Consider the following 17,305-nt stretch of genomic DNA (forward strand, 5'->3'; position numbering starts at 1 on the left):
AAGAACAATGTAGGAGGTCAAAAAACTATGGGTCACGTTGATTGCGGTTTTAGCGGTGGGTTCGCATTACTTGTTGTACTGTTTATTTTACTAATTATTGTAGGGGCAGCTTGCTTCTGCTAACATGAACAATAAACGACTAGGGAAAATCCCCTAGTCGTTTATTGTTCATATTTCTATGATACACTTGTATTTATAACCGTTAGATAGGGGCGAAAAATATGTATCCTACCGAATACATACAATTTTTAATTCATTTTCACGGAGACTATGACTATTTTGAATGTCACGAAATATTGGAAGAGTATTGGAAAACCAAACCGAGAGGAAATCGTGATGATTACTTAGTCGGTCTCATTCAAGTGGCAGTTTCTTTATACCACCAAAGACGCACTAACTGGAATGGCGCCACAAAGATGATGAAAAGTGCAATCACAATTTTAGAAAAAAACAGTGCACTTTTACAACGTTTAGGAATCAATCAAGCGCAACTTCTACCCTTACTCACTGAAAGAGTGCAATCTATACAAAAAAAAGAAAGTTTTGTACCGTTATTTTTACCATTATCGGACACATCATTGGAAAAGAAATGTATGCAGTTATGTCAGAAACAAAACCTTCCGTGGAAAGATATGAACGCTACTCCTAGTGAATATATCCTACACAAGCACACATTACGTGATCGAACAGAAGTCATCACTGAACGCAAAGAACAATTACAAAAAAGAAAGCAGAGATAATAAACTACTTATCCCTGCTTTCATGAATGTATATTTTGTTCAAGCCCTTTACACTTTTCGCAAAAACTTGCTGTTTGCTCATTTCCGCAAATTGTAAACTCAAGAAATTTGCTCTTTAACTCTTGAACCATCATCGTCCCAATTCCCATATGACGATGAGACGGGTTCACACTCAAATGCTGAATTTCTAATACTTGATTCTCTTTTTTTACAATCCCCATTATTCCAACAAAATCTTCATTTTGCTTCCACAAATACAATTGCCAATCCTCTTTCGCTTCATACTCTTTCATTGTCAATTGTAATGTTTTCACATCTTTTTCAGTTGGCATAAACGAAAGAAGCCCCATTGCAATTTTTTCATAACTTTTTTTAAAACGAATTAACATAACCCTTATCCCTTCTTACAAAAGTTACAAACTATGAATCCCCTCAATCACTCTTTTCATATCACATTCATTTTACAATATTTTCAACAGAGTGAGAAGAGCCTAAAACAACTTGATAATCATACAAAGCGAAAAGAAGAAAGTCAAATATATGTTTCAGTACTATTTCTTTCTAAGTAGATTTAAAAAAAAGACAATGCTATATGATAGTTAAAAGTAACATCCGCTACTCATTACCGCTTCATTATTAGTCACCATAGAGCAACTTAATTCTAGCAAAATTAATATAATAAAAAATGTTTATTGAAACATATAATCTAGTGTATTCTATGTAATTTGTTAAAAGTTTGTTCTCATAAGTCATATATTTTAGCAACAATTACAGTACAGTTTGTATCATGTACTGTAAAGAAAATACTCATTCCTATTTAAAAAATAAAAAAGAGAGCAAAAGCTCCCCTTTTCCATAACTTACTCTTCCCAAACTTTAACTTCTTTCATTACATCGCCTTGACGCATGTTTAATACTGTTTCAATACCGCTTGTCGCTTTACCAAATACAGTATGTACGCCATCTAAATGCGGTTGTGGCTCATGAACAACAAAGAATTGGCTACCACCTGTGTTACGGCCAGCATGTGCCATAGAAAGTGATCCTACAAGGTGTCTATGAGGATTTCCATCAGTCTCACATGGGATAGAGTAACCTGGGCCACCTGCACCTGTTCCTGTTGGGTCTCCACCTTGGCTTACGAAGCCAGGAATAACGCGGTGGAATGTCACACCATCATAAAATCCTTGCTCTGCTAATTTTTTAAAGTTTTCTACTGTTTTCGGTGCTTCTTCTGGGAAAAATTCCAATTCGATTTTTTCACCATTTTCCATTAATATGTATCCTAAAGTTTTCATATGTATATGTCTCCTTTCAAGTATCTCAGCACTATATTACCACATTCATGACTAGAAACAAAAAAGAATCCGACAATCTACATACTTCTTTTTCGAAATGTGGACAAAGCTAGGTGACAAATAAGAAATATATACTATAATAACTGTGTTGCCCGAAAATTTTAGAAAGAGAAAGGGAGCGATTTTTCGTGAAAACGAAATTACTAGCTCTGCTATTAGCTGTAACGGTATTTATGATGCCAACAGCTTCATTTGCAGACATCATTGAGGGAGAATCAATTGTTACACTAGGAGAAAACTTATCTGAACAACAAAAACAAGATCTGTTAAAAGAAATGAAAGCACCGAAAGATGCTACAATTATTACTGTGTCTAATGCGGAAGAACATAAATTTCTAGAAGGAATTGTTCCAAAAGCACAAATTGGTACGCGAGCAATTTCCTCTTCTATGATTACATACACAAAGCCAGGATCTGGTCTCATTGTACGTTCAAAAAACATTAATTCAATAACAGATGCAATGTACACAAACGCACTTATTACAGCAGGTGTGAAAGATGCAGAGATTCAAATTACTGCACCATTTAAAGTTTCAGGAACTGCTGCTTTAACAGGTTTAATGAAGGCCTATGAAACAACATCGAACAAAGCAATTCCTGAGGAAGTAAAAAAAGTAGCCAATGAAGAAATGGTGCAAACGGCCCAGCTCGGTGATAAAATTGGTGAAGAAAAAGCAGTTCAACTTGTTGCAAAAATTAAAGAAGAGATTGCAAAAGAGCAGCCAAAAACAACGGAAGATTTACGTTCATTAATTAAAAAAATTGCTGATCAACTCGGCATTACATTAACGGATGAACAGTTGGATAACTTAGTAGCGTTATTTGATAAAATGAAAAATCTTAATATCGATTGGAATCAAGTTGGCAGTCAGTTAAATAAAGCAAAAGAACACGTTTCTGCCTTTTTAGGGTCTGAAGAAGGGCAAAGTTTCCTAGATAAAGTTAAAGATTTCTTCTCAAGCATCATTGATTTTGTTAAATCTTTATTCAAGTAAAAAGAAGCTCGTCAGTGACGAGCTTCTTTTTTATACAAGTAACGGTAATTTCATAACAGCTTCTTCAACCGAACGAACAACATGATTTGCTTTCTTCTTCACATATAGATGAGCATGATGAAGAGTAAATGAATGCGGGGTTACTTCAAACATTGAAATGTCATTAAAAGAATCTCCAATGCAGGCAACTTCATTTGCTTCAATTTTTAAATGTTCCATTAGTCGCCTTAAAGCACTCCCCTTACTTACACCCCTTGGCATAATATCAACATAACGTTTACCTGATATAAAAACTTCCGCTTCACTGTGAAACGTATTTCGTAACTCTTGATCTAATGCTACAATTTTCTCTTCTTCTCCAAATACAAATAATTTCGCTGGATGTACAGTCTTACCAAATTCTTCTTCTAACGCTTCTATTTCAGCAATATGTACCCCCATATACTCTTCAAAAGTATGATGATTTTTATTTTTTCTTTTTGTATATCGCTGCTCATTTGCACAAACAATATCTGCTAGTCCTTTGTTATGTATATATCGATATATTTCCTGGGCAACACTATCTTCAAAACTTGATTCATGAAATATTTTACCGTCCGGCAGTAACATTGTCGCCCCATTTAAACCTGTTGTGTAATACGGGAATGAAAACTTTTTTACGACTTCATCAATTCGGTGAGTAAAGCGGCCAGAGGCAAAACAAATATTTGTCCCTTTTTCAGCTAGCCAACAAAGTGCACGTTCATCTTCTTTTTGCATATCATTCACATTGTAAACGAGCGTGTCATCTAAATCACTTACAAATAATTTAATCATGTCCTCTTCCCCTTTCATACACAATATCTACTCTAAGTGTACACAAAAAATGTTTGGTTTTTGTTAAAAAAAAAATAAATTTTCAATAAAAAAATAAACGGGAGCATAATCCCGTTTATTTTTGTCTTCTTACATTTTGAGGTCGCACAATACTAGGACGCACTTTTAAACTAGACATAGTTGGTCGGAGTAAAATTTTCGTTAACGCGCCCCAATCAAATGGTAGAAACGGCCATAAATACGGTGTTTGTAAACTTTTTATAGACGTTAAAAATAAAATCAATATCGTCATTCCAATTACAAACCCTATCTCATGGAAGAGACCTGTTAAAATAATTACAAACAATTTCCCAACCTTATTTCCTAGTCCTAATTCATAGCTCGGTGTTGCATATGCCCCAATCATCGAAACAGCTACATATAAAATAACTTCTGGTACAAACAACCCTACATCAATGGCAATTTGACCAATTAATATAGCAGAAATTAACCCCGCCGCAGACGATAACGACGTCGGAGTGTGAATGGCAGCCATTCTTAAAAACTCAAGTCCGACCTCTGCCATTAACACTTGTAATAAAATTGGTAAATGCGTCATCTTAGTCGGTCCAATAAAAGCAAGATTCGGTGGCAAAAGAGTTGGATCAAATACAAATACTAACCAAAATGGTAATAAAAATAACGAGAAAATAACACCTAAAAAACGTACCCAACGTAAAAATGTACCTACAGCTGGATTTTGTCTAAATTCTTCTGCATGCTGTAAATGGTGGAAATATGTTGTTGGAGTGATCATAGCACTTGGTGATGTATCAACAAGTACTAACACATGTCCTTCTAACAAATGGTTCGCTGCTACATCTGGCCTTTCTGTGTAGCGAATAAGCGGGAATGGATTATAACCTTGTTTGACTACAAATTCTTCCACCGTTTTATCCGCCATCGTAATCCCATCTACTTCAATATTATTTAATTCTTGTTTTATAATCTTCACTAAATCTGGATTTGCAACATCTTGTACATATGTAATACAAATATCGGTTTGTGATCTATCCCCTACTCGAACCATTTCATTTCGAAGACGTGGGTCGCGGATCCTTCTACGGATTAACGCTGTATTTACAACAATATTTTCAACAAAACCATCCCTTGCACCACGTACTACCTTTTCTGTATCTGGTTCTGTCGGTGTCCGCCCCGGATAACTACGAACATCAATTGCAAAAGCTTCCGTTTCACCTTCCACAAATATAACAATAAGCCCTGATAATACTTGGAGCATTACTTCATCCATCGTTTTTACTTTACTTACTTGTTGATGAATTAAACGATTCTCTAAAAGCTTTACTGTATCTTCTTCTACATCCCTTATTTCATTTGTATCCACCGCTTCTTCTAAAATAGGGATAATATAATTCGTATCACAAAGTCCATTTACAAATAACACACCAATTTCTTTGTTTAAAATTTGAAATTTACGAATACCAACATCATATGTGACACCCAATCCAACAGTTTGCTTTAAGTAATTTTCATTATCACTTAAAAAAGACGAAATCGGGATATTCACTTTTTTAGGCTTCGTCATAAAACCCACTCCTTTCCAAAATTAATTGAATTGCTTTTCTAGTAATAGGTGATCCTCGCTCCCATTCATCATTTCCACACATCTTGCCAATATCACCGACCCCCACAATGACTGGAACATTCAAATCATCTAAACAATAAATCGTATCCCCACTAATCCTGCCAATTTCACCATCTGGAAGTCCAAATTTATCAACACCGTATTCTGTTAAATTCCCATTCCGATCTACGCTTACATCTACACGCGCCCATTCCCAATGATGTGTATTAGATGCTACCGCTAAAATACCAAGTACATCAATTTGTTTATGTGTGGCTACATATTTTAAAGCCTTTTCACCAGATCCTTCTCCAATAAATCCACTGTCATCAAACATGACAAATACAGGGTCATATGGCGTTTGCATAATAAGCTCAACAACTTTCTTCCCTGTCAATTTGGTTGGATTACTTTGCGATGCTGAAATACACCTGCCCCCAAATTCCTTTGTTAACAGCTCAATTGTCCGCTTTGCATATTCATCTCCATCTGTTACCAAAACAACCCTTCGTCTCATTTGATTTATCCTTTCGGTTTACATATAAGTGCTACAAAAAATGAAAATAATATAGCTGCGGAAATGCCCGCAGACGTTAAACTAAACATGCCGATACCAATTCCTAAATACCCATGTTTTTCCGCCGCATGCATTGCTCCGTGTAATAGTGAATGTCCAAAACTTGTAATAGGGACTGTTGCTCCAGCACCTGCAAATTTTATAAGCTTATCATACAAGCCGAATCCGTCTAAAATGGCTCCGACAACTACAAAACTTGCCATTAAATGGGCCGGTGTTAACTTTGCAAAATCTAACAATACTTGTCCAATTACACAAATCGCTCCTCCTACAAGAAATGCATATACAAAATCCACAATTCACTCTCCTTTAACTCTTTCAAACACAACACCATGCGCAATTGTTGGAATCGTTTCCTTTTGTTGCATCATCATTGGGCTCAATAAAGCCCCCGTTGCAACGACAAAAATGCGTTGTAAATTCCCTTTTTGCATTTCACGTAATAAGTGGCCGTATGTGACAACAGCGGAACAAGCACAACCACTGCCACCTGCAAACACTTCTTCTTGATTTGAATCATAAATCATTAATCCACAATCATTGTATATATGCCCAAGGTCATAACCTTCCTCAAGTAAAAGTTGTTTTGCAATTGGTGTCCCAACAGCCGATAAATCACCAGTAACAATCAAATCATAATCAGCTGCGCTTCTTCCTAAATCTTCAAAATGCTGTTGGATTGTATGAGCAGCAGCTGGTGCCATTGCCGATCCCATATCTAGAGGGTTCATAATTCCTAAATCTTGCACTTTTCCAATCGTAGCTGCCGTAATTTTAATTGCACTTTTTTCTTTGCTAATTAATATGGACCCTGCACCTGTAACAGTTGAATTTGCGGTTTCTGGCTTTTGTCCCCCATACTCTGTTGGATAACGAAATTGCCTTTCAGCCGTTGCATTATGACTACTCACCGTAGCTAAGACACGATTCGCAAATCCACCGTCTATAAATGCTGATCCAACTGCTAAAGTTTCCATTGACGTCGCACAAGCGCTAAACATTCCTAAAAAAGGAATCCCCCACTGACGCGCAACATAATTCGCTGTCACTGTTTGATTTAATAAATCGCCCGCTAAAAAGAAATCAATTTGTGATGTTTTTATATTCCCTTTTTGCACTGCTTGTTGCATTGAGTCTGACATTAATTTTCGTTCAGCAAGTTCCCAGTTTTCCTCTCCACAATGCAAGTCATTATATGAAATATCAAAATATTTTCCAAGAGGGCCTTCAGCTTCTTTCGGACCGACAGCAGTACCCGTTGCATTTACGTAAATATCATTTTGAAATACCCACGTTTGTTTTCCTGTCAACCTCATACTCGCCCCTCCTTTAAGACATAAAAATTTTAAAAGTATATCTTATTAATCCGATAATGTATGCTCCAACAACGCCAAACACGATAACACTTCCTGCAAGCTTAAACATGTTTGTAGCAATCCCTAGAACAATCCCCTCACTCTTATGTTCTAGCGCAGCGCTCGCCATAGAATTTGCAAATCCTGTAACTGGTACTGCCGATCCTGCTCCAGCAAATTGACCGATTTTATCATATACACCACATCCTGTTAAAATCGCCGACAATAAAACAAGAGTTGCAACTGTCGGATTTCCTGCCTCTTGTTCACTAAAGTGAAAATAATGTATATAAAATTTCATCAATATTTCTCCGACTGTACAAATGAGCCCACCTACAAGAAATGCCTTCACACAATTTAGTAAATAGTTTGGCTTTGGATGGTACTCCTTCACTTTATTTATGTAATCATCTTTCAGTTTTCGGTTTGTCATTTATATATTGCCTCCTACTTTACGAAATAAATCCAGTGAAACAATGAGCCTATTACTTTGCCAAGTACAAGAGCAACGAGTAAAACAACAATTTTCCCCTCTACCCCGACTCGTTTCGCTAAAATAGGTAAAACATTTAATACTTCCGTTAATGCCGCAGCAAGCATTCCAATGAATGTACCACAAAATAAACCTAATATTACAAGCCAATATTGCGATGTTTGAAATGTAATGTTTTTCAAACTACACCAAGCCCCAGTTAAAGTTCCCGCAATGACAGCCCACTCAAAATATTGAATATGCTTTCCACTTCTCGTTAATTGAGCTAAACGAGGGATTATACCAAGTACAGCCAAAAAGGCAACATATCCGCTACCTACTGCAATCCCGCCAGCTAAACCAATTAATATAACAAACCCACATTCAATCATCGGCAAGCTGTTTCGTGTTATCCTTGTTTTCATTAACAATTACATATTGATCAAGCGACTGTTGATATTGAAACATCTCAACTTCTAACGGACTCGGCTCTTCATTAATTCGCTTTTGAAATACATGATTAAAAAATAAAACCATACCTAATCCAAGACCTACTGAATAGGGAACTTGAAATAATAGTGGTTGCTCCTTAAACTCTCCAGTAATCATGTAATATAACCGCTGATGTACTTGTTGCATACTTACATCCTCATGGAAATAAATGATCGCAAGGGCCGCCCCAATGAACAACAACAACCATACAAGCCCAAAGAAAATTGGGGGCACTTTCTTTTTTTCATATATAATTTCAACAAGAGTTTGTCCAGAACCTAGTAAATTAATTTGTACATGAGATGCTTTTTGTTGAATAATTTCAATTACTTTCATAACATCAATTACAACATGCGTCTTATCATGTGCTGTTACGTTGTAAACTATTTCATTTTGTAAAGACTCAACTACAAAAGAATCTCCTGCAAGTTGAGCGACATCACTCAGCTTTATTTCATACGCAGGAGAAATTTTTAAACGATTGCGCATTTTAATATAAATCGTTCCTTCCAATTTTCATTCACCCCTTCACTCTTCCTCGTAGTTGTAGTATGGTTATTGAATTTTTTTCTAATACAATTTTTTCATAAAAAAACATCTGTACCGTTTCGGTACAGATGTTTTTAGCTTATGCCTTTTTCTTAAATAAATTTGCGATACTTAATGCAAGTCCTCCCCAAATGACTACGATACCAATAACCATCATCATAATCGCTGATCCACTCATCATGAAACACCTCGATCTTTCCATTCTTTTTCAAGCTGGGCAGAATCTGAATGTATTTGTGCATTCCATTTTTTCAAACCAATGACTAGTGCGACTAGAAGGAATGCTGCCGCTATCGACCAACCATATGTTACAACAAATTCCGTCGGATAATCTCCGTAGTTCTTTTTAATATTTTGGATTACACCATCAATTAACATATACCCTAACATGAGTGGAGTAATAACGAGTAAACTAACTCTCCAAAACGTTCCTAATTTTATATCAGATACAAAGTTAGCATGATTTTGGTAAATAGGTAGACGGCGCAAGATAAGACCTATCGTAACCACTTCAGCTAGTGCAATTGTAATTAATCCAAAATTATTAGCGAAATAATCAACAACATCTAGAAACATAAGCCCACCACGTGTTGCAAAAACAAGAGAAACTAACACGAGAAGTGTTCCCATAATTCCAATCGTCTTTTGACGACTCAAACTAAATTTTTCAGATACAGCCGCAAAGCATACTTCCGCAAGTGAAATGAGTGATGTAATTCCAGCAACAGTTAACGATAAGAAAAATAATACTCCAAATAACGGTGACATCGGTAATTCATTAATAATTTGTGGGAATACTACAAACGCAAGCCCTACGCCAGCACTCGCAACTTTATCAACTGGTACCCCCATGTTATTTGCCATAAATCCAAGAGCAGCAAAGACTCCAATTCCGGCTAATAATTCAAATCCTGAATTTGCAAACCCTGTAATAAAAGCATTATTTGTTGTATCTGAGTTTTTCGGTAAATAACTAGAATACGTAATCATAATTCCGAATGCTAGAGATAAACTAAAGAAAATTTGTCCATAAGCAGCAAGCCATACTTTCCCATCAAAAATACGACTCCAGTCTGGTTTAAAGAATGCATCTAACCCTTGCATCGCACCTTCCATCGTCACTGCACGAACAACGATAATTAAAAACATAACAACTAATAAAGGAATAAAAATGCGGTTAACAACTTCGATTCCTTTTTTAACGCCTTTGAATGCAACGCCAAGCACAATAATCCAAACGAGAGCTAACGGAATTAATACTTCTGGCACAAGCCCCCCAAATTGCCCTGGTTTATCTGCAACATGTAAATATTCTTTAAATAAAAATGATTGCGTGTCTTTCCCCCACGCTCCAGTAATTGCAAAATACGTATACGAAATAGACCAAGCGATAATTACTGCATAATATGTTGAAACGATAAACGTTACACACATTTGCCACCATCCAATAAATTCAGCACGTGGATGAATACGGAAGAATGTAAGTGGTGCAGAACCACGATGACGATGCCCAAGAGCGAATTCGAATGCTAGCAATGAAATACCAGTCGTTAATAATGCAAATAAGTACGGTAAAAAGAATGCACCTCCTCCATTTTCATACGCTGTATAAGGAAAACGCCATATGTTTCCTAATCCAACGGCTGAGCCGACCGCTGCGAAAATAAATCCAGCCCTCGTTCCCCATTGTTGCCTCGTTTCCATGTTTCCTTCCCCCTTTATGACAAGTTCATACTTGGATTATATTTTAAATTAACTAAATTACCAATAAATTCTGTTAATTTTTGCGAAAATTAACAACTCCCTCCTATTAAAGTCATAAAAAAATCGAATAGACAGTTATTCATCTATTCGATCTTTCATCTGTTTTAATATTTTCTTTTCAAGTCTTGAAACTTGTACTTGCGAAATACCTATGCGCTCTGCTACTTCTGATTGGGTTTGATCTTTATAATAGCGCAAATATACAATAAGACGTTCTCGTTCATCTAATTCTCTAATTGCTTCTTTTAAAGCTATTTTATCAAACCATTTCGTTTCAGATTGATCTGCAATTTGATCTAAAATAGTAATAGGGTCTCCATCATTTTCATACACGGTTTCATGTATCGATGAAGGAGGACGACTCGCTTCTTGCGCCAGAACAACTTCTTCAGGCGTTAGTTCTAGCGCCTCTGCTACTTCATTAATCGTTGGAGCCCTTCCGAATTCTTTCGAAAGCTCGTCTCTCATCTTTCGAATTTTGTTGCCTGTTTCTTTTAAAGATCTACTTACTTTCACTGATCCATCGTCACGTAAAAATCGTTGAATTTCTCCAATAATCATTGGAACTGCATATGTTGAAAATTTCACGTCGAAAGATAAATCAAATTTATCTACCGATTTTAAGAGCCCAATACATCCAATTTGAAATAGATCGTCTGGTTCGTATCCTCGATTCAAAAAACGCTGTACAACCGACCATACTAGACGCATATTACTTTGAACAATCGTATCTCTTGCTTGTTGATCTCCACCTTGACTTTTTTGAATTAACGCTTTTAGCTCGTGGTCCTTTAACTGAGGTTTCTTCTTCTCATTTTTGACCTCTATGTCCATAGGCTATTCTCCTTAATTGCATAGAGCGTTACTATTTGATAAGTATTTTGTCAAATGGATTGTTGTCCCGAAAGATTCGTTTGAAATAACTTCTACTTCATCCATAAAATTTTCCATGATAGTAAATCCCATTCCGGAACGCTCTAATTCAGGTTTAGTTGTAAAAAGGGGTTGTCTTGCCTCATCTAAATTAAAAATGCCAATCCCTTCATCTCGAATCGTGAGTTTCACCATTGCCTCTTCCAAAATTACAGAAATATAAACAGTACCTTCTGCATTTCCTTCGTATCCATGAATAATTGCATTTGTAACCGCTTCTGACACAACAGTTTTAATCTCCGTTAGCTCATCCATCGTTGGATCTAGTTGCGCAATGAATGCTGCCACTGTAACGCGAGCGAATGATTCATTTTGACTTAATGCTGAAAATTGAAGGTTCATTTCATTTCTCATTTATGCCACCCCCAACGTCGCGAGCGCGTGCGCTTCACTTTCTTCTAAGCGAACAATTTTGAATAAGCCCGACATTTCAAATAAACGCTTAACAGGCGGTGAAATTGCACAAACAACCATTTCTCCACCTAATCCCTTTACATGCTTATATCGGCCTAATATCACACCTAAACCAGAACTATCCATAAATGATAAGTTCTCTAGGCTCAAAACAATGTGATGAACACCATGTGTCTCAATCATATCTGTCACTTTCGTTCGCAACTCTTCAGCAGTATGATGATCTAATTCACCCGCTAGTCTCACACATAGGACGTCACGTTTTACTTCTAATTGCATGGAAAGACTCACACGATTTCCTCCTTATGCTCAAACTTTACTCATTTACATACATAAAGATTTTCGTGATACAACATAAGAATCCTTCCTACTGACAAAAGAAGAACTATTTCGCCATAAAGTGAAACCATTCAACAATTATTTACTTACATACGAATAGAAAAGCGGCAAAATGTTTGCCGCTATTTTGATGTTGAAAACATCCCAAAACTTCTTTTAAATAACTCCCACCAGCTTGCTGCAGCAACATCTTCTTTTGCTACGATTGTTTGTTTTAATAAAACCTCTTTATCTTTTTTAATAACAAGCGTGCCAAGTGCATCACCTTTTTTAATCGGTGCTTTCACTTTCTTTTCAGCAATTACTTCTTGCTTTACTTTGTCCATATTTTCGCCCTTCTTCATAAGAAGAGACACATTATCTGATGCAACTAAATCTACTTTTTCTTTTTTACCTTTTCCTACTTGTACAGTCTTAATTTTTTCACCGCGCGTATACATTTTCTTCGTCATATATTGACCAAATGCATAATCAAGAAGCTTCGTCACTTGATTGTTCCGTTCTTTAGATGTAGGTGCTCCCATAACAACTGAAATAACACGCATGCCATTTTTTTCAGCCGATGCTGTTAAGCAATATTTTGCTTCTGTTGTAAAGCCCGTTTTTACACCATCTACTCCAGGATAAAAACGCACTAACTTATTCGTATTGACGAGCCAAAACTTCTTATCCGTATCTTCTCGTAAATAATCTTCGTATTTACCTGTGTATTTGCGAATAAGTGGATACTTCATCAATTCTCTCGCCATTATAGCCATATCATTTGCTGTAGAATAATGATCTTTAGCCGGGAGACCTGTCGGGTTTTGAAAATGTGTATTTTTCAACCCTAAATCTTTCGCTTTTTTGTTCATCATATTTACAAATCCTTCTTCTGAACCAGCGATATGCTCTGCTACTGCAACAGATGCATCATTTCCAGATGCAATGGCAATACCTTTTAGCATTTCATTTACGGTCATCTCTTCCCCAGGTTCTAAAAAGATTTGTGATCCACCCATTGAAGCTGCATGTTCACTTGCTCTAACTTTATCGTTTAGTTTTAGTTTTCCTTTTTCAACTTGTTCCATAATTAATAGCATTGTCATAATCTTTGTCATACTAGCAGGTGGTAACTTTTCATTCGGATTTTTATCAAATAAAACTTTACCTGTATCTTGCTCAATTACGATTGCTGACGATGCTTGCTCCGCTAACTTCGGCGCGGTTTCTTCTGTTTTCTCCTGCTTCGTTTTCTCAGATTGTGCAAAACTAACTGAAGTACCAGAAAGCAATAACATGAAACAAACAAGTATTCCAAAAACTCGCTTCATGACTAACCCTCCATTCTATATCAGACCTATTTTTTCCAATTTATTATTTTTTAATACCATATTCTTCTATTTTTTTCAGTTGACAAACACATTCATACCCTATATTGTATTAAGTGTATTACGCATAGTGGTACACTTAATACATATAAGGAAGGAGACATTGCTCTTGCATATTCAACTTGATCCAAGAAGCAACACTCCGATATGGGAACAAATTGTTCAAAATATAAAAGAACTCGTATTAAAAAACATGTTAGCTCCAAGTGATAAACTTCCTTCTGTACGTGAGCTCGCTTCATTACTTGTTATAAATCCAAATACAGTGAGTAAAGCGTATCAAGAATTAGAGCGACAAGGGATTATTGAAACGTTACGAGGAAAAGGAACATTTGTATCTCAATCGATTACCCCAACATTAGACGAAAGGAAAATCGCTATGGTTGAAAAGCAATTTCATCAATTATTACTAGAAGCCTCTTATCTTGGGATTACGAAAGATAAAATTCATGATTGGATAGATTCATACTATAAAGAGATTGGAGGAAATATGGATGCTGAAAGTGACAAGTTTGAAGAAAACAATTGATAATCAAACGATTTTAGACGATGTTTCTTTCACATTACAAAAAGGTAGTATCGTCGGATTACTCGGAAGAAACGGTGCGGGGAAAACAACTTTATTACGAACGATGATCGGCATTTTAGACCCAGATGAAGGCACGGTTACATATGAAGATACAGATATTCATATGCAGCCTGAAATGAAACAAAAGGTCGTATATGTCCCAGATTCTACTAACATACTGAACGGATATACAGTAAAAGAAATCGTGAAATTTTATAAAGCAGTTTATACAGCATTTGATGAATCATATTTCTACGAACTGCTTGAACGTTTTAACTTACCAAACAAGCGGATTCGTAGTTACTCAAAAGGAATGAAAGCGCTGCTTGCGATCATTTTAGCCGTTGCTACAAAAGCAGAGTATATCATTTTAGATGAACCGACAAATGGGCTCGATCCTATCGTTAAAAGACAGATTTTGCAGTTTCTCGTTGGAGAAGTTGCAGAAAAAGAGATTACCATTTTCATCTCAACTCATCATTTAGATGAAGTGGAACAAATTGCAGATACAATCATTATGTTAAAAGGCCATACCGTGGCATCTATTACTTCACTTGATGATGCAAAATCACGATTTGCAAAAATACAAGTAGCTTATGAACGGTCATTACCTCAAAAACTAGAAAACTTAAGCAATATTAAAATATTAAATCAAACAGGAAAAGTATTTACGATTTTAATCGAAGGAAATGTTGCTACAACGCTTGAAAAGTTTTATAAAGAGCAACCAATACTTATTGAAGAGTTAACAATGTCACTTGAAGATGTCTTCGTTACGATACTTGAGGAGGATGGGTATGTTTCATAAGGCACTATGGATGTGGAATTGGAAACGCGGGAAATATGCTGTATTACTCTTTTTCTTGAGTACACTTTATCTTTTATCTTTCGGATACTATAAAGCAGCTCAGCAACAACTTGCTAATTATTATGAACTCTCAGAAAAGGGGACTTTCTATTACTATTATGCTTTTTTGTCAAATACAGGTAATAGTTTTTGGCTAACTATTCTTATTATTTGTTTAGCTTGTCTATTAATAGGTTGGGAACGTAGCAACCAATCTAATACCCTACTTATGGAAATGCCATTTACAAGAAAAGATATTTTCTTCTCTAAATGGGCTTTCGGTTCACTATGGATTATAGGGTCTCTCCTTGTAAACTGGATCCTTATGTACATTATTTATAGAACAACCATTCATTTTGAGTATCAAACATTCAGTCCATTTCATCGATACTTTCTTTATGCAATTGTTTCTTATGTTGCAGTCTATACAGCTGCATTATGTATCGGTACTTTTACTGGGAGCATTGTTTCACAAATCGCTTTTTGTATTCCATGGCTACTAATGGGACTTACATTTACTCCATTATTGTACAATTTTACAATAAACCATTTACAGGCTACAGATACTACAAATACCAACTTGTATCACCAGCTTGATGAAATCAATCGAAAAACAAATATAGTTGCACCAATATATAATTTCGCGATCTATTACCAATATAATCCTGAATCGCGCAAAAAAGAAAATGACCCAACTACTTTAAGAGATCCAGCATCTTATACGTATTATTCGGCTAAATCAGTGTTAGTCCCTATTTTGTATACAATATTTTACTTACTACTTGGCTCATTTTTATATACACGATCGCCTAATGAAAACACTCAAAAGATATTTATTTTCCAAAAACATTTACGAATATGGATATGGGGAACAACCATTTATTTTGCATTACTAGGTGGCTATAAAATAAATCAATTTAGTTTCTTATTTAACTACTATATCGGTTTGTTTCTCGCTGGAATCATTACTTATATTGTATTATCACGCCTAACAAATTATAAAGTTTTTTAAAGGAGAGATCCTATGTTTCAAAAAGCACTATGGCTAAGAACGTATCAACAAAGTAAATATGTTTTATGGCTCTTTTGGTTCGTTAGCTTATACAATTTGTCATACAAATACTATTTGGCATCGATTGAACAACAATACCTTCTAAAAATGCAAAAAGAAGGGGAATATGTATATCATTACAATTTCGGTTTATTACTTATGGACCCTGTCATCTTTCAAGGTGGTGCACTTATCATTCTAGCCTGTACGTTAATAGGTTGGGAAAGGCAAAATAACTCCATCGATTTTCTTTGGTCTATGCCTTTTAAACGTTCACACCTTTTTATGACAAAATGGTTGTTTGGTATTTGTAACATTGTAGCAGCTGTTAGTATAAACTGGGGACTATTTGCTATTATGAAAAAGTTAACTTTTCATAATAAATATCAAGTATTTTCCCCATTTCATTCTTATTTTATATACATGTTAATTGTATTAATTGCTATTTATACACTTGCCTTATGTATAGGGACAATAACTGGGAATCTTATCTCGCAAGGACTTCTCACTGCAGCTATATTCATATTCCCATTATTACTTCCAACACTTATCTCAGGAGTCATCGCTGTCCACTCAAATATTGACTTTCATGAGAACAATGGCAATATGCATCGGGTTATGGAAAACATGCGGATTTCTGGTCCGGCAGAAAATTTTACTATTCGCTTTGATTACGATCCACAAAGTTCTTATATTGATGATGATGGAGTGCGTCATAACGAACCAAACTTTACAAAAATCCCTTCAGCAAAATTATTGATTGCACCTATTATATATATCATTATTTTGTTACCACTCAGTTTATATTTATATGTTCGTTCAGTCAATGAGCGAAATGGAAGTTTCTTACTATATCCGAAGTTTCAAAAAATAGTTATGAGCCTTGCTATTTTCTTTATAGGAATAGTTGGTGGTTTAGTCTTGGGGAGAGACAAATCATTACTGAATTTTTACATTGGATTTTTCGTGACGAGCATAATTACCTACTTCCTTCTACCTAAAATATTAAAATGGAAAGTCTCTTGGAATTTCAAATAA

The 17,305-nt window shown here is 35.7% G+C and carries 23 protein-coding genes; 7 read left to right on the plus strand and 16 right to left on the minus strand.

The window, feature by feature from the left end; genetic code table 11:
* The first annotated feature begins 27 nt into the window (after nucleotides 1–27).
* Entirely contained in the window at nucleotides 28–123 is a 96-nt protein-coding gene (locus G9F74_RS02080; protein WP_000510194.1) for a YjcZ family sporulation protein, read from the plus strand.
* Between the two features lie 98 nt (nucleotides 124–221).
* A complete protein-coding gene (locus G9F74_RS02085) occupies nucleotides 222–740 on the plus strand; it encodes a DUF309 domain-containing protein (protein WP_016109057.1) in 519 nt (172 codons plus the stop codon).
* Between the two features lie 20 nt (nucleotides 741–760).
* Here G9F74_RS02085 and ribT read toward each other — a convergent pair whose 3' ends face one another.
* Nucleotides 761–1,129 (minus strand): GNAT family N-acetyltransferase RibT, encoded by a 369-nt coding sequence (gene ribT / locus G9F74_RS02090; RefSeq protein ID WP_000908405.1) that lies wholly within the window; start codon nucleotides 1,127–1,129, stop codon nucleotides 761–763.
* A gap of 471 nt (nucleotides 1,130–1,600) precedes the next feature.
* Nucleotides 1,601–2,038 carry a peptidylprolyl isomerase gene (locus G9F74_RS02095; RefSeq protein WP_000853789.1) on the minus strand — a complete coding sequence of 146 codons (438 nt, stop codon included), beginning with the start codon at nucleotides 2,036–2,038 and terminating at the stop codon, nucleotides 1,601–1,603.
* Nucleotides 2,039–2,226: 188 nt separating this feature from the next.
* Here G9F74_RS02095 and G9F74_RS02100 point away from each other — a divergent pair, with 188 nt between their 5' ends.
* The gene (locus G9F74_RS02100) at nucleotides 2,227–3,093 is read left to right on the plus strand and encodes a DUF1002 domain-containing protein (protein ID WP_000850510.1); all 867 of its coding nucleotides are present in this window, start codon (nucleotides 2,227–2,229) and stop codon (nucleotides 3,091–3,093) included.
* Nucleotides 3,094–3,123: 30 nt separating this feature from the next.
* On the opposite strand, the gene G9F74_RS02105 is transcribed toward G9F74_RS02100, so the two are convergent.
* The 14 genes from G9F74_RS02105 to dacF all read right to left on the minus strand — a co-directional run bounded on the left by G9F74_RS02105 (nucleotide 3,124) and on the right by dacF (nucleotide 13,744).
* The gene (locus tag G9F74_RS02105; RefSeq protein WP_016109058.1) at nucleotides 3,124–3,927 is read right to left on the minus strand and encodes a Cof-type HAD-IIB family hydrolase; all 804 of its coding nucleotides are present in this window, start codon (nucleotides 3,925–3,927) and stop codon (nucleotides 3,124–3,126) included.
* 97 nt (nucleotides 3,928–4,024) lie between these two features.
* On the minus strand, nucleotides 4,025–5,497 hold the full coding sequence (spoVAF, locus tag G9F74_RS02110) for a spore germination protein SpoVAF (RefSeq protein WP_000165603.1): 1,473 nt from the start codon (nucleotides 5,495–5,497) through the stop codon (nucleotides 4,025–4,027).
* On the minus strand, nucleotides 5,484–6,053 hold the full coding sequence (spoVAEA, locus tag G9F74_RS02115) for a stage V sporulation protein SpoVABEA (RefSeq protein WP_001254416.1): 570 nt from the start codon (nucleotides 6,051–6,053) through the stop codon (nucleotides 5,484–5,486). Before spoVAEA ends, spoVAF begins: the two co-directional genes overlap by 14 nt.
* A gap of 5 nt (nucleotides 6,054–6,058) precedes the next feature.
* Nucleotides 6,059–6,409 (minus strand): stage V sporulation protein AE, encoded by a 351-nt coding sequence (gene spoVAE / locus G9F74_RS02120; RefSeq protein WP_000348322.1) that lies wholly within the window; start codon nucleotides 6,407–6,409, stop codon nucleotides 6,059–6,061.
* Nucleotides 6,410–6,412: 3 nt separating this feature from the next.
* Nucleotides 6,413–7,429: a stage V sporulation protein AD gene (spoVAD, locus tag G9F74_RS02125; protein ID WP_001241169.1), complete on the minus strand. Its 1,017-nt coding sequence runs from the start codon at nucleotides 7,427–7,429 to the stop codon at nucleotides 6,413–6,415.
* Nucleotides 7,430–7,442: 13 nt separating this feature from the next.
* Nucleotides 7,443–7,901 carry a stage V sporulation protein AC gene (spoVAC, locus tag G9F74_RS02130; RefSeq protein ID WP_000184907.1) on the minus strand — a complete coding sequence of 153 codons (459 nt, stop codon included), beginning with the start codon at nucleotides 7,899–7,901 and terminating at the stop codon, nucleotides 7,443–7,445.
* Nucleotides 7,902–7,915: 14 nt separating this feature from the next.
* The gene (gene spoVAB, locus G9F74_RS02135) at nucleotides 7,916–8,332 is read right to left on the minus strand and encodes a stage V sporulation protein SpoVAB (protein WP_000568664.1); all 417 of its coding nucleotides are present in this window, start codon (nucleotides 8,330–8,332) and stop codon (nucleotides 7,916–7,918) included.
* A complete protein-coding gene (locus tag G9F74_RS02140) occupies nucleotides 8,325–8,945 on the minus strand; it encodes a stage V sporulation protein AA (RefSeq protein ID WP_000399262.1) in 621 nt (206 codons plus the stop codon). The genes spoVAB and G9F74_RS02140 overlap by 8 nt, the downstream gene beginning before the upstream one ends.
* Nucleotides 8,946–9,060: 115 nt before the next feature.
* On the minus strand, nucleotides 9,061–9,162 hold the full coding sequence (locus G9F74_RS02145; RefSeq protein WP_002093318.1) for a methionine/alanine import family NSS transporter small subunit: 102 nt from the start codon (nucleotides 9,160–9,162) through the stop codon (nucleotides 9,061–9,063).
* Nucleotides 9,159–10,685 (minus strand): sodium-dependent transporter, encoded by a 1,527-nt coding sequence (locus tag G9F74_RS02150; RefSeq protein ID WP_000450075.1) that lies wholly within the window; start codon nucleotides 10,683–10,685, stop codon nucleotides 9,159–9,161. Before G9F74_RS02150 ends, G9F74_RS02145 begins: the two co-directional genes overlap by 4 nt.
* A gap of 135 nt (nucleotides 10,686–10,820) precedes the next feature.
* Nucleotides 10,821–11,579 (minus strand): RNA polymerase sporulation sigma factor SigF, encoded by a 759-nt coding sequence (gene sigF, locus G9F74_RS02155; protein ID WP_000350732.1) that lies wholly within the window; start codon nucleotides 11,577–11,579, stop codon nucleotides 10,821–10,823.
* A gap of 12 nt (nucleotides 11,580–11,591) precedes the next feature.
* Complete coding sequence (gene spoIIAB, locus G9F74_RS02160; RefSeq protein ID WP_001243394.1) at nucleotides 11,592–12,032, minus strand: anti-sigma F factor; 441 nt, start codon at nucleotides 12,030–12,032, stop codon at nucleotides 11,592–11,594.
* The gene (gene spoIIAA, locus G9F74_RS02165; RefSeq protein ID WP_000059133.1) at nucleotides 12,033–12,383 is read right to left on the minus strand and encodes an anti-sigma F factor antagonist; all 351 of its coding nucleotides are present in this window, start codon (nucleotides 12,381–12,383) and stop codon (nucleotides 12,033–12,035) included.
* 170 nt (nucleotides 12,384–12,553) lie between these two features.
* Nucleotides 12,554–13,744 (minus strand): serine-type D-Ala-D-Ala carboxypeptidase DacF, encoded by a 1,191-nt coding sequence (gene dacF / locus G9F74_RS02170; protein WP_000831987.1) that lies wholly within the window; start codon nucleotides 13,742–13,744, stop codon nucleotides 12,554–12,556.
* A gap of 166 nt (nucleotides 13,745–13,910) precedes the next feature.
* Between dacF and G9F74_RS02175 the strand changes: the two genes are divergently transcribed.
* The 4 genes from G9F74_RS02175 to G9F74_RS02190 are packed head-to-tail and all read left to right on the plus strand — an operon-like array spanning nucleotide 13,911 to nucleotide 17,305.
* Nucleotides 13,911–14,330, plus strand: a complete 420-nt coding sequence (locus G9F74_RS02175) for a GntR family transcriptional regulator (protein WP_000548026.1) — start codon at nucleotides 13,911–13,913, stop codon at nucleotides 14,328–14,330.
* The gene (locus G9F74_RS02180) at nucleotides 14,296–15,177 is read left to right on the plus strand and encodes an ABC transporter ATP-binding protein (RefSeq protein WP_016109059.1); all 882 of its coding nucleotides are present in this window, start codon (nucleotides 14,296–14,298) and stop codon (nucleotides 15,175–15,177) included. The genes G9F74_RS02175 and G9F74_RS02180 overlap by 35 nt, the downstream gene beginning before the upstream one ends.
* Nucleotides 15,167–16,228, plus strand: a complete 1,062-nt coding sequence (locus G9F74_RS02185; RefSeq protein ID WP_000468555.1) for an ABC-2 transporter permease — start codon at nucleotides 15,167–15,169, stop codon at nucleotides 16,226–16,228. The genes G9F74_RS02180 and G9F74_RS02185 overlap by 11 nt, the downstream gene beginning before the upstream one ends.
* A 12-nt stretch (nucleotides 16,229–16,240) precedes the next feature.
* Nucleotides 16,241–17,305 (plus strand): ABC transporter permease subunit, encoded by a 1,065-nt coding sequence (locus G9F74_RS02190; protein ID WP_016109060.1) that lies wholly within the window; start codon nucleotides 16,241–16,243, stop codon nucleotides 17,303–17,305.

The organism is Bacillus sp. EKM202B, from assembly GCF_011066025.1.
GTDB classification, from domain to species: domain Bacteria; phylum Bacillota; class Bacilli; order Bacillales; family Bacillaceae_G; genus Bacillus_A; species Bacillus_A toyonensis.

Coding starts and splice junctions, on each gene's coding strand:
- G9F74_RS02080 (WP_000510194.1), top strand. CDS start 28: ATGGGTCACGTTGATTGCGGTTTTAGCGGTGGGTTCGCATTACTTGTT.
- G9F74_RS02085 (WP_016109057.1), top strand. CDS start 222: ATGTATCCTACCGAATACATACAATTTTTAATTCATTTTCACGGAGAC.
- ribT (WP_000908405.1), bottom strand. CDS start 1,129: ATGTTAATTCGTTTTAAAAAAAGTTATGAAAAAATTGCAATGGGGCTT.
- G9F74_RS02095 (WP_000853789.1), bottom strand. CDS start 2,038: ATGAAAACTTTAGGATACATATTAATGGAAAATGGTGAAAAAATCGAA.
- G9F74_RS02105 (WP_016109058.1), bottom strand. CDS start 3,927: ATGAAAGGGGAAGAGGACATGATTAAATTATTTGTAAGTGATTTAGAT.
- spoVAF (WP_000165603.1), bottom strand. CDS start 5,497: ATGACGAAGCCTAAAAAAGTGAATATCCCGATTTCGTCTTTTTTAAGT.
- spoVAEA (WP_001254416.1), bottom strand. CDS start 6,053: ATGAGACGAAGGGTTGTTTTGGTAACAGATGGAGATGAATATGCAAAG.
- spoVAD (WP_001241169.1), bottom strand. CDS start 7,429: ATGAGGTTGACAGGAAAACAAACGTGGGTATTTCAAAATGATATTTAC.
- spoVAC (WP_000184907.1), bottom strand. CDS start 7,901: ATGACAAACCGAAAACTGAAAGATGATTACATAAATAAAGTGAAGGAG.
- spoVAB (WP_000568664.1), bottom strand. CDS start 8,332: ATGATTGAATGTGGGTTTGTTATATTAATTGGTTTAGCTGGCGGGATT.
- G9F74_RS02145 (WP_002093318.1), bottom strand. CDS start 9,162: ATGATGAGTGGATCAGCGATTATGATGATGGTTATTGGTATCGTAGTC.
- G9F74_RS02150 (WP_000450075.1), bottom strand. CDS start 10,685: ATGGAAACGAGGCAACAATGGGGAACGAGGGCTGGATTTATTTTCGCA.
- sigF (WP_000350732.1), bottom strand. CDS start 11,579: ATGGACATAGAGGTCAAAAATGAGAAGAAGAAACCTCAGTTAAAGGAC.
- spoIIAB (WP_001243394.1), bottom strand. CDS start 12,032: ATGAGAAATGAAATGAACCTTCAATTTTCAGCATTAAGTCAAAATGAA.
- dacF (WP_000831987.1), bottom strand. CDS start 13,744: ATGAAGCGAGTTTTTGGAATACTTGTTTGTTTCATGTTATTGCTTTCT.
- G9F74_RS02180 (WP_016109059.1), top strand. CDS start 14,296: ATGCTGAAAGTGACAAGTTTGAAGAAAACAATTGATAATCAAACGATT.
- G9F74_RS02185 (WP_000468555.1), top strand. CDS start 15,167: ATGTTTCATAAGGCACTATGGATGTGGAATTGGAAACGCGGGAAATAT.
- G9F74_RS02190 (WP_016109060.1), top strand. CDS start 16,241: ATGTTTCAAAAAGCACTATGGCTAAGAACGTATCAACAAAGTAAATAT.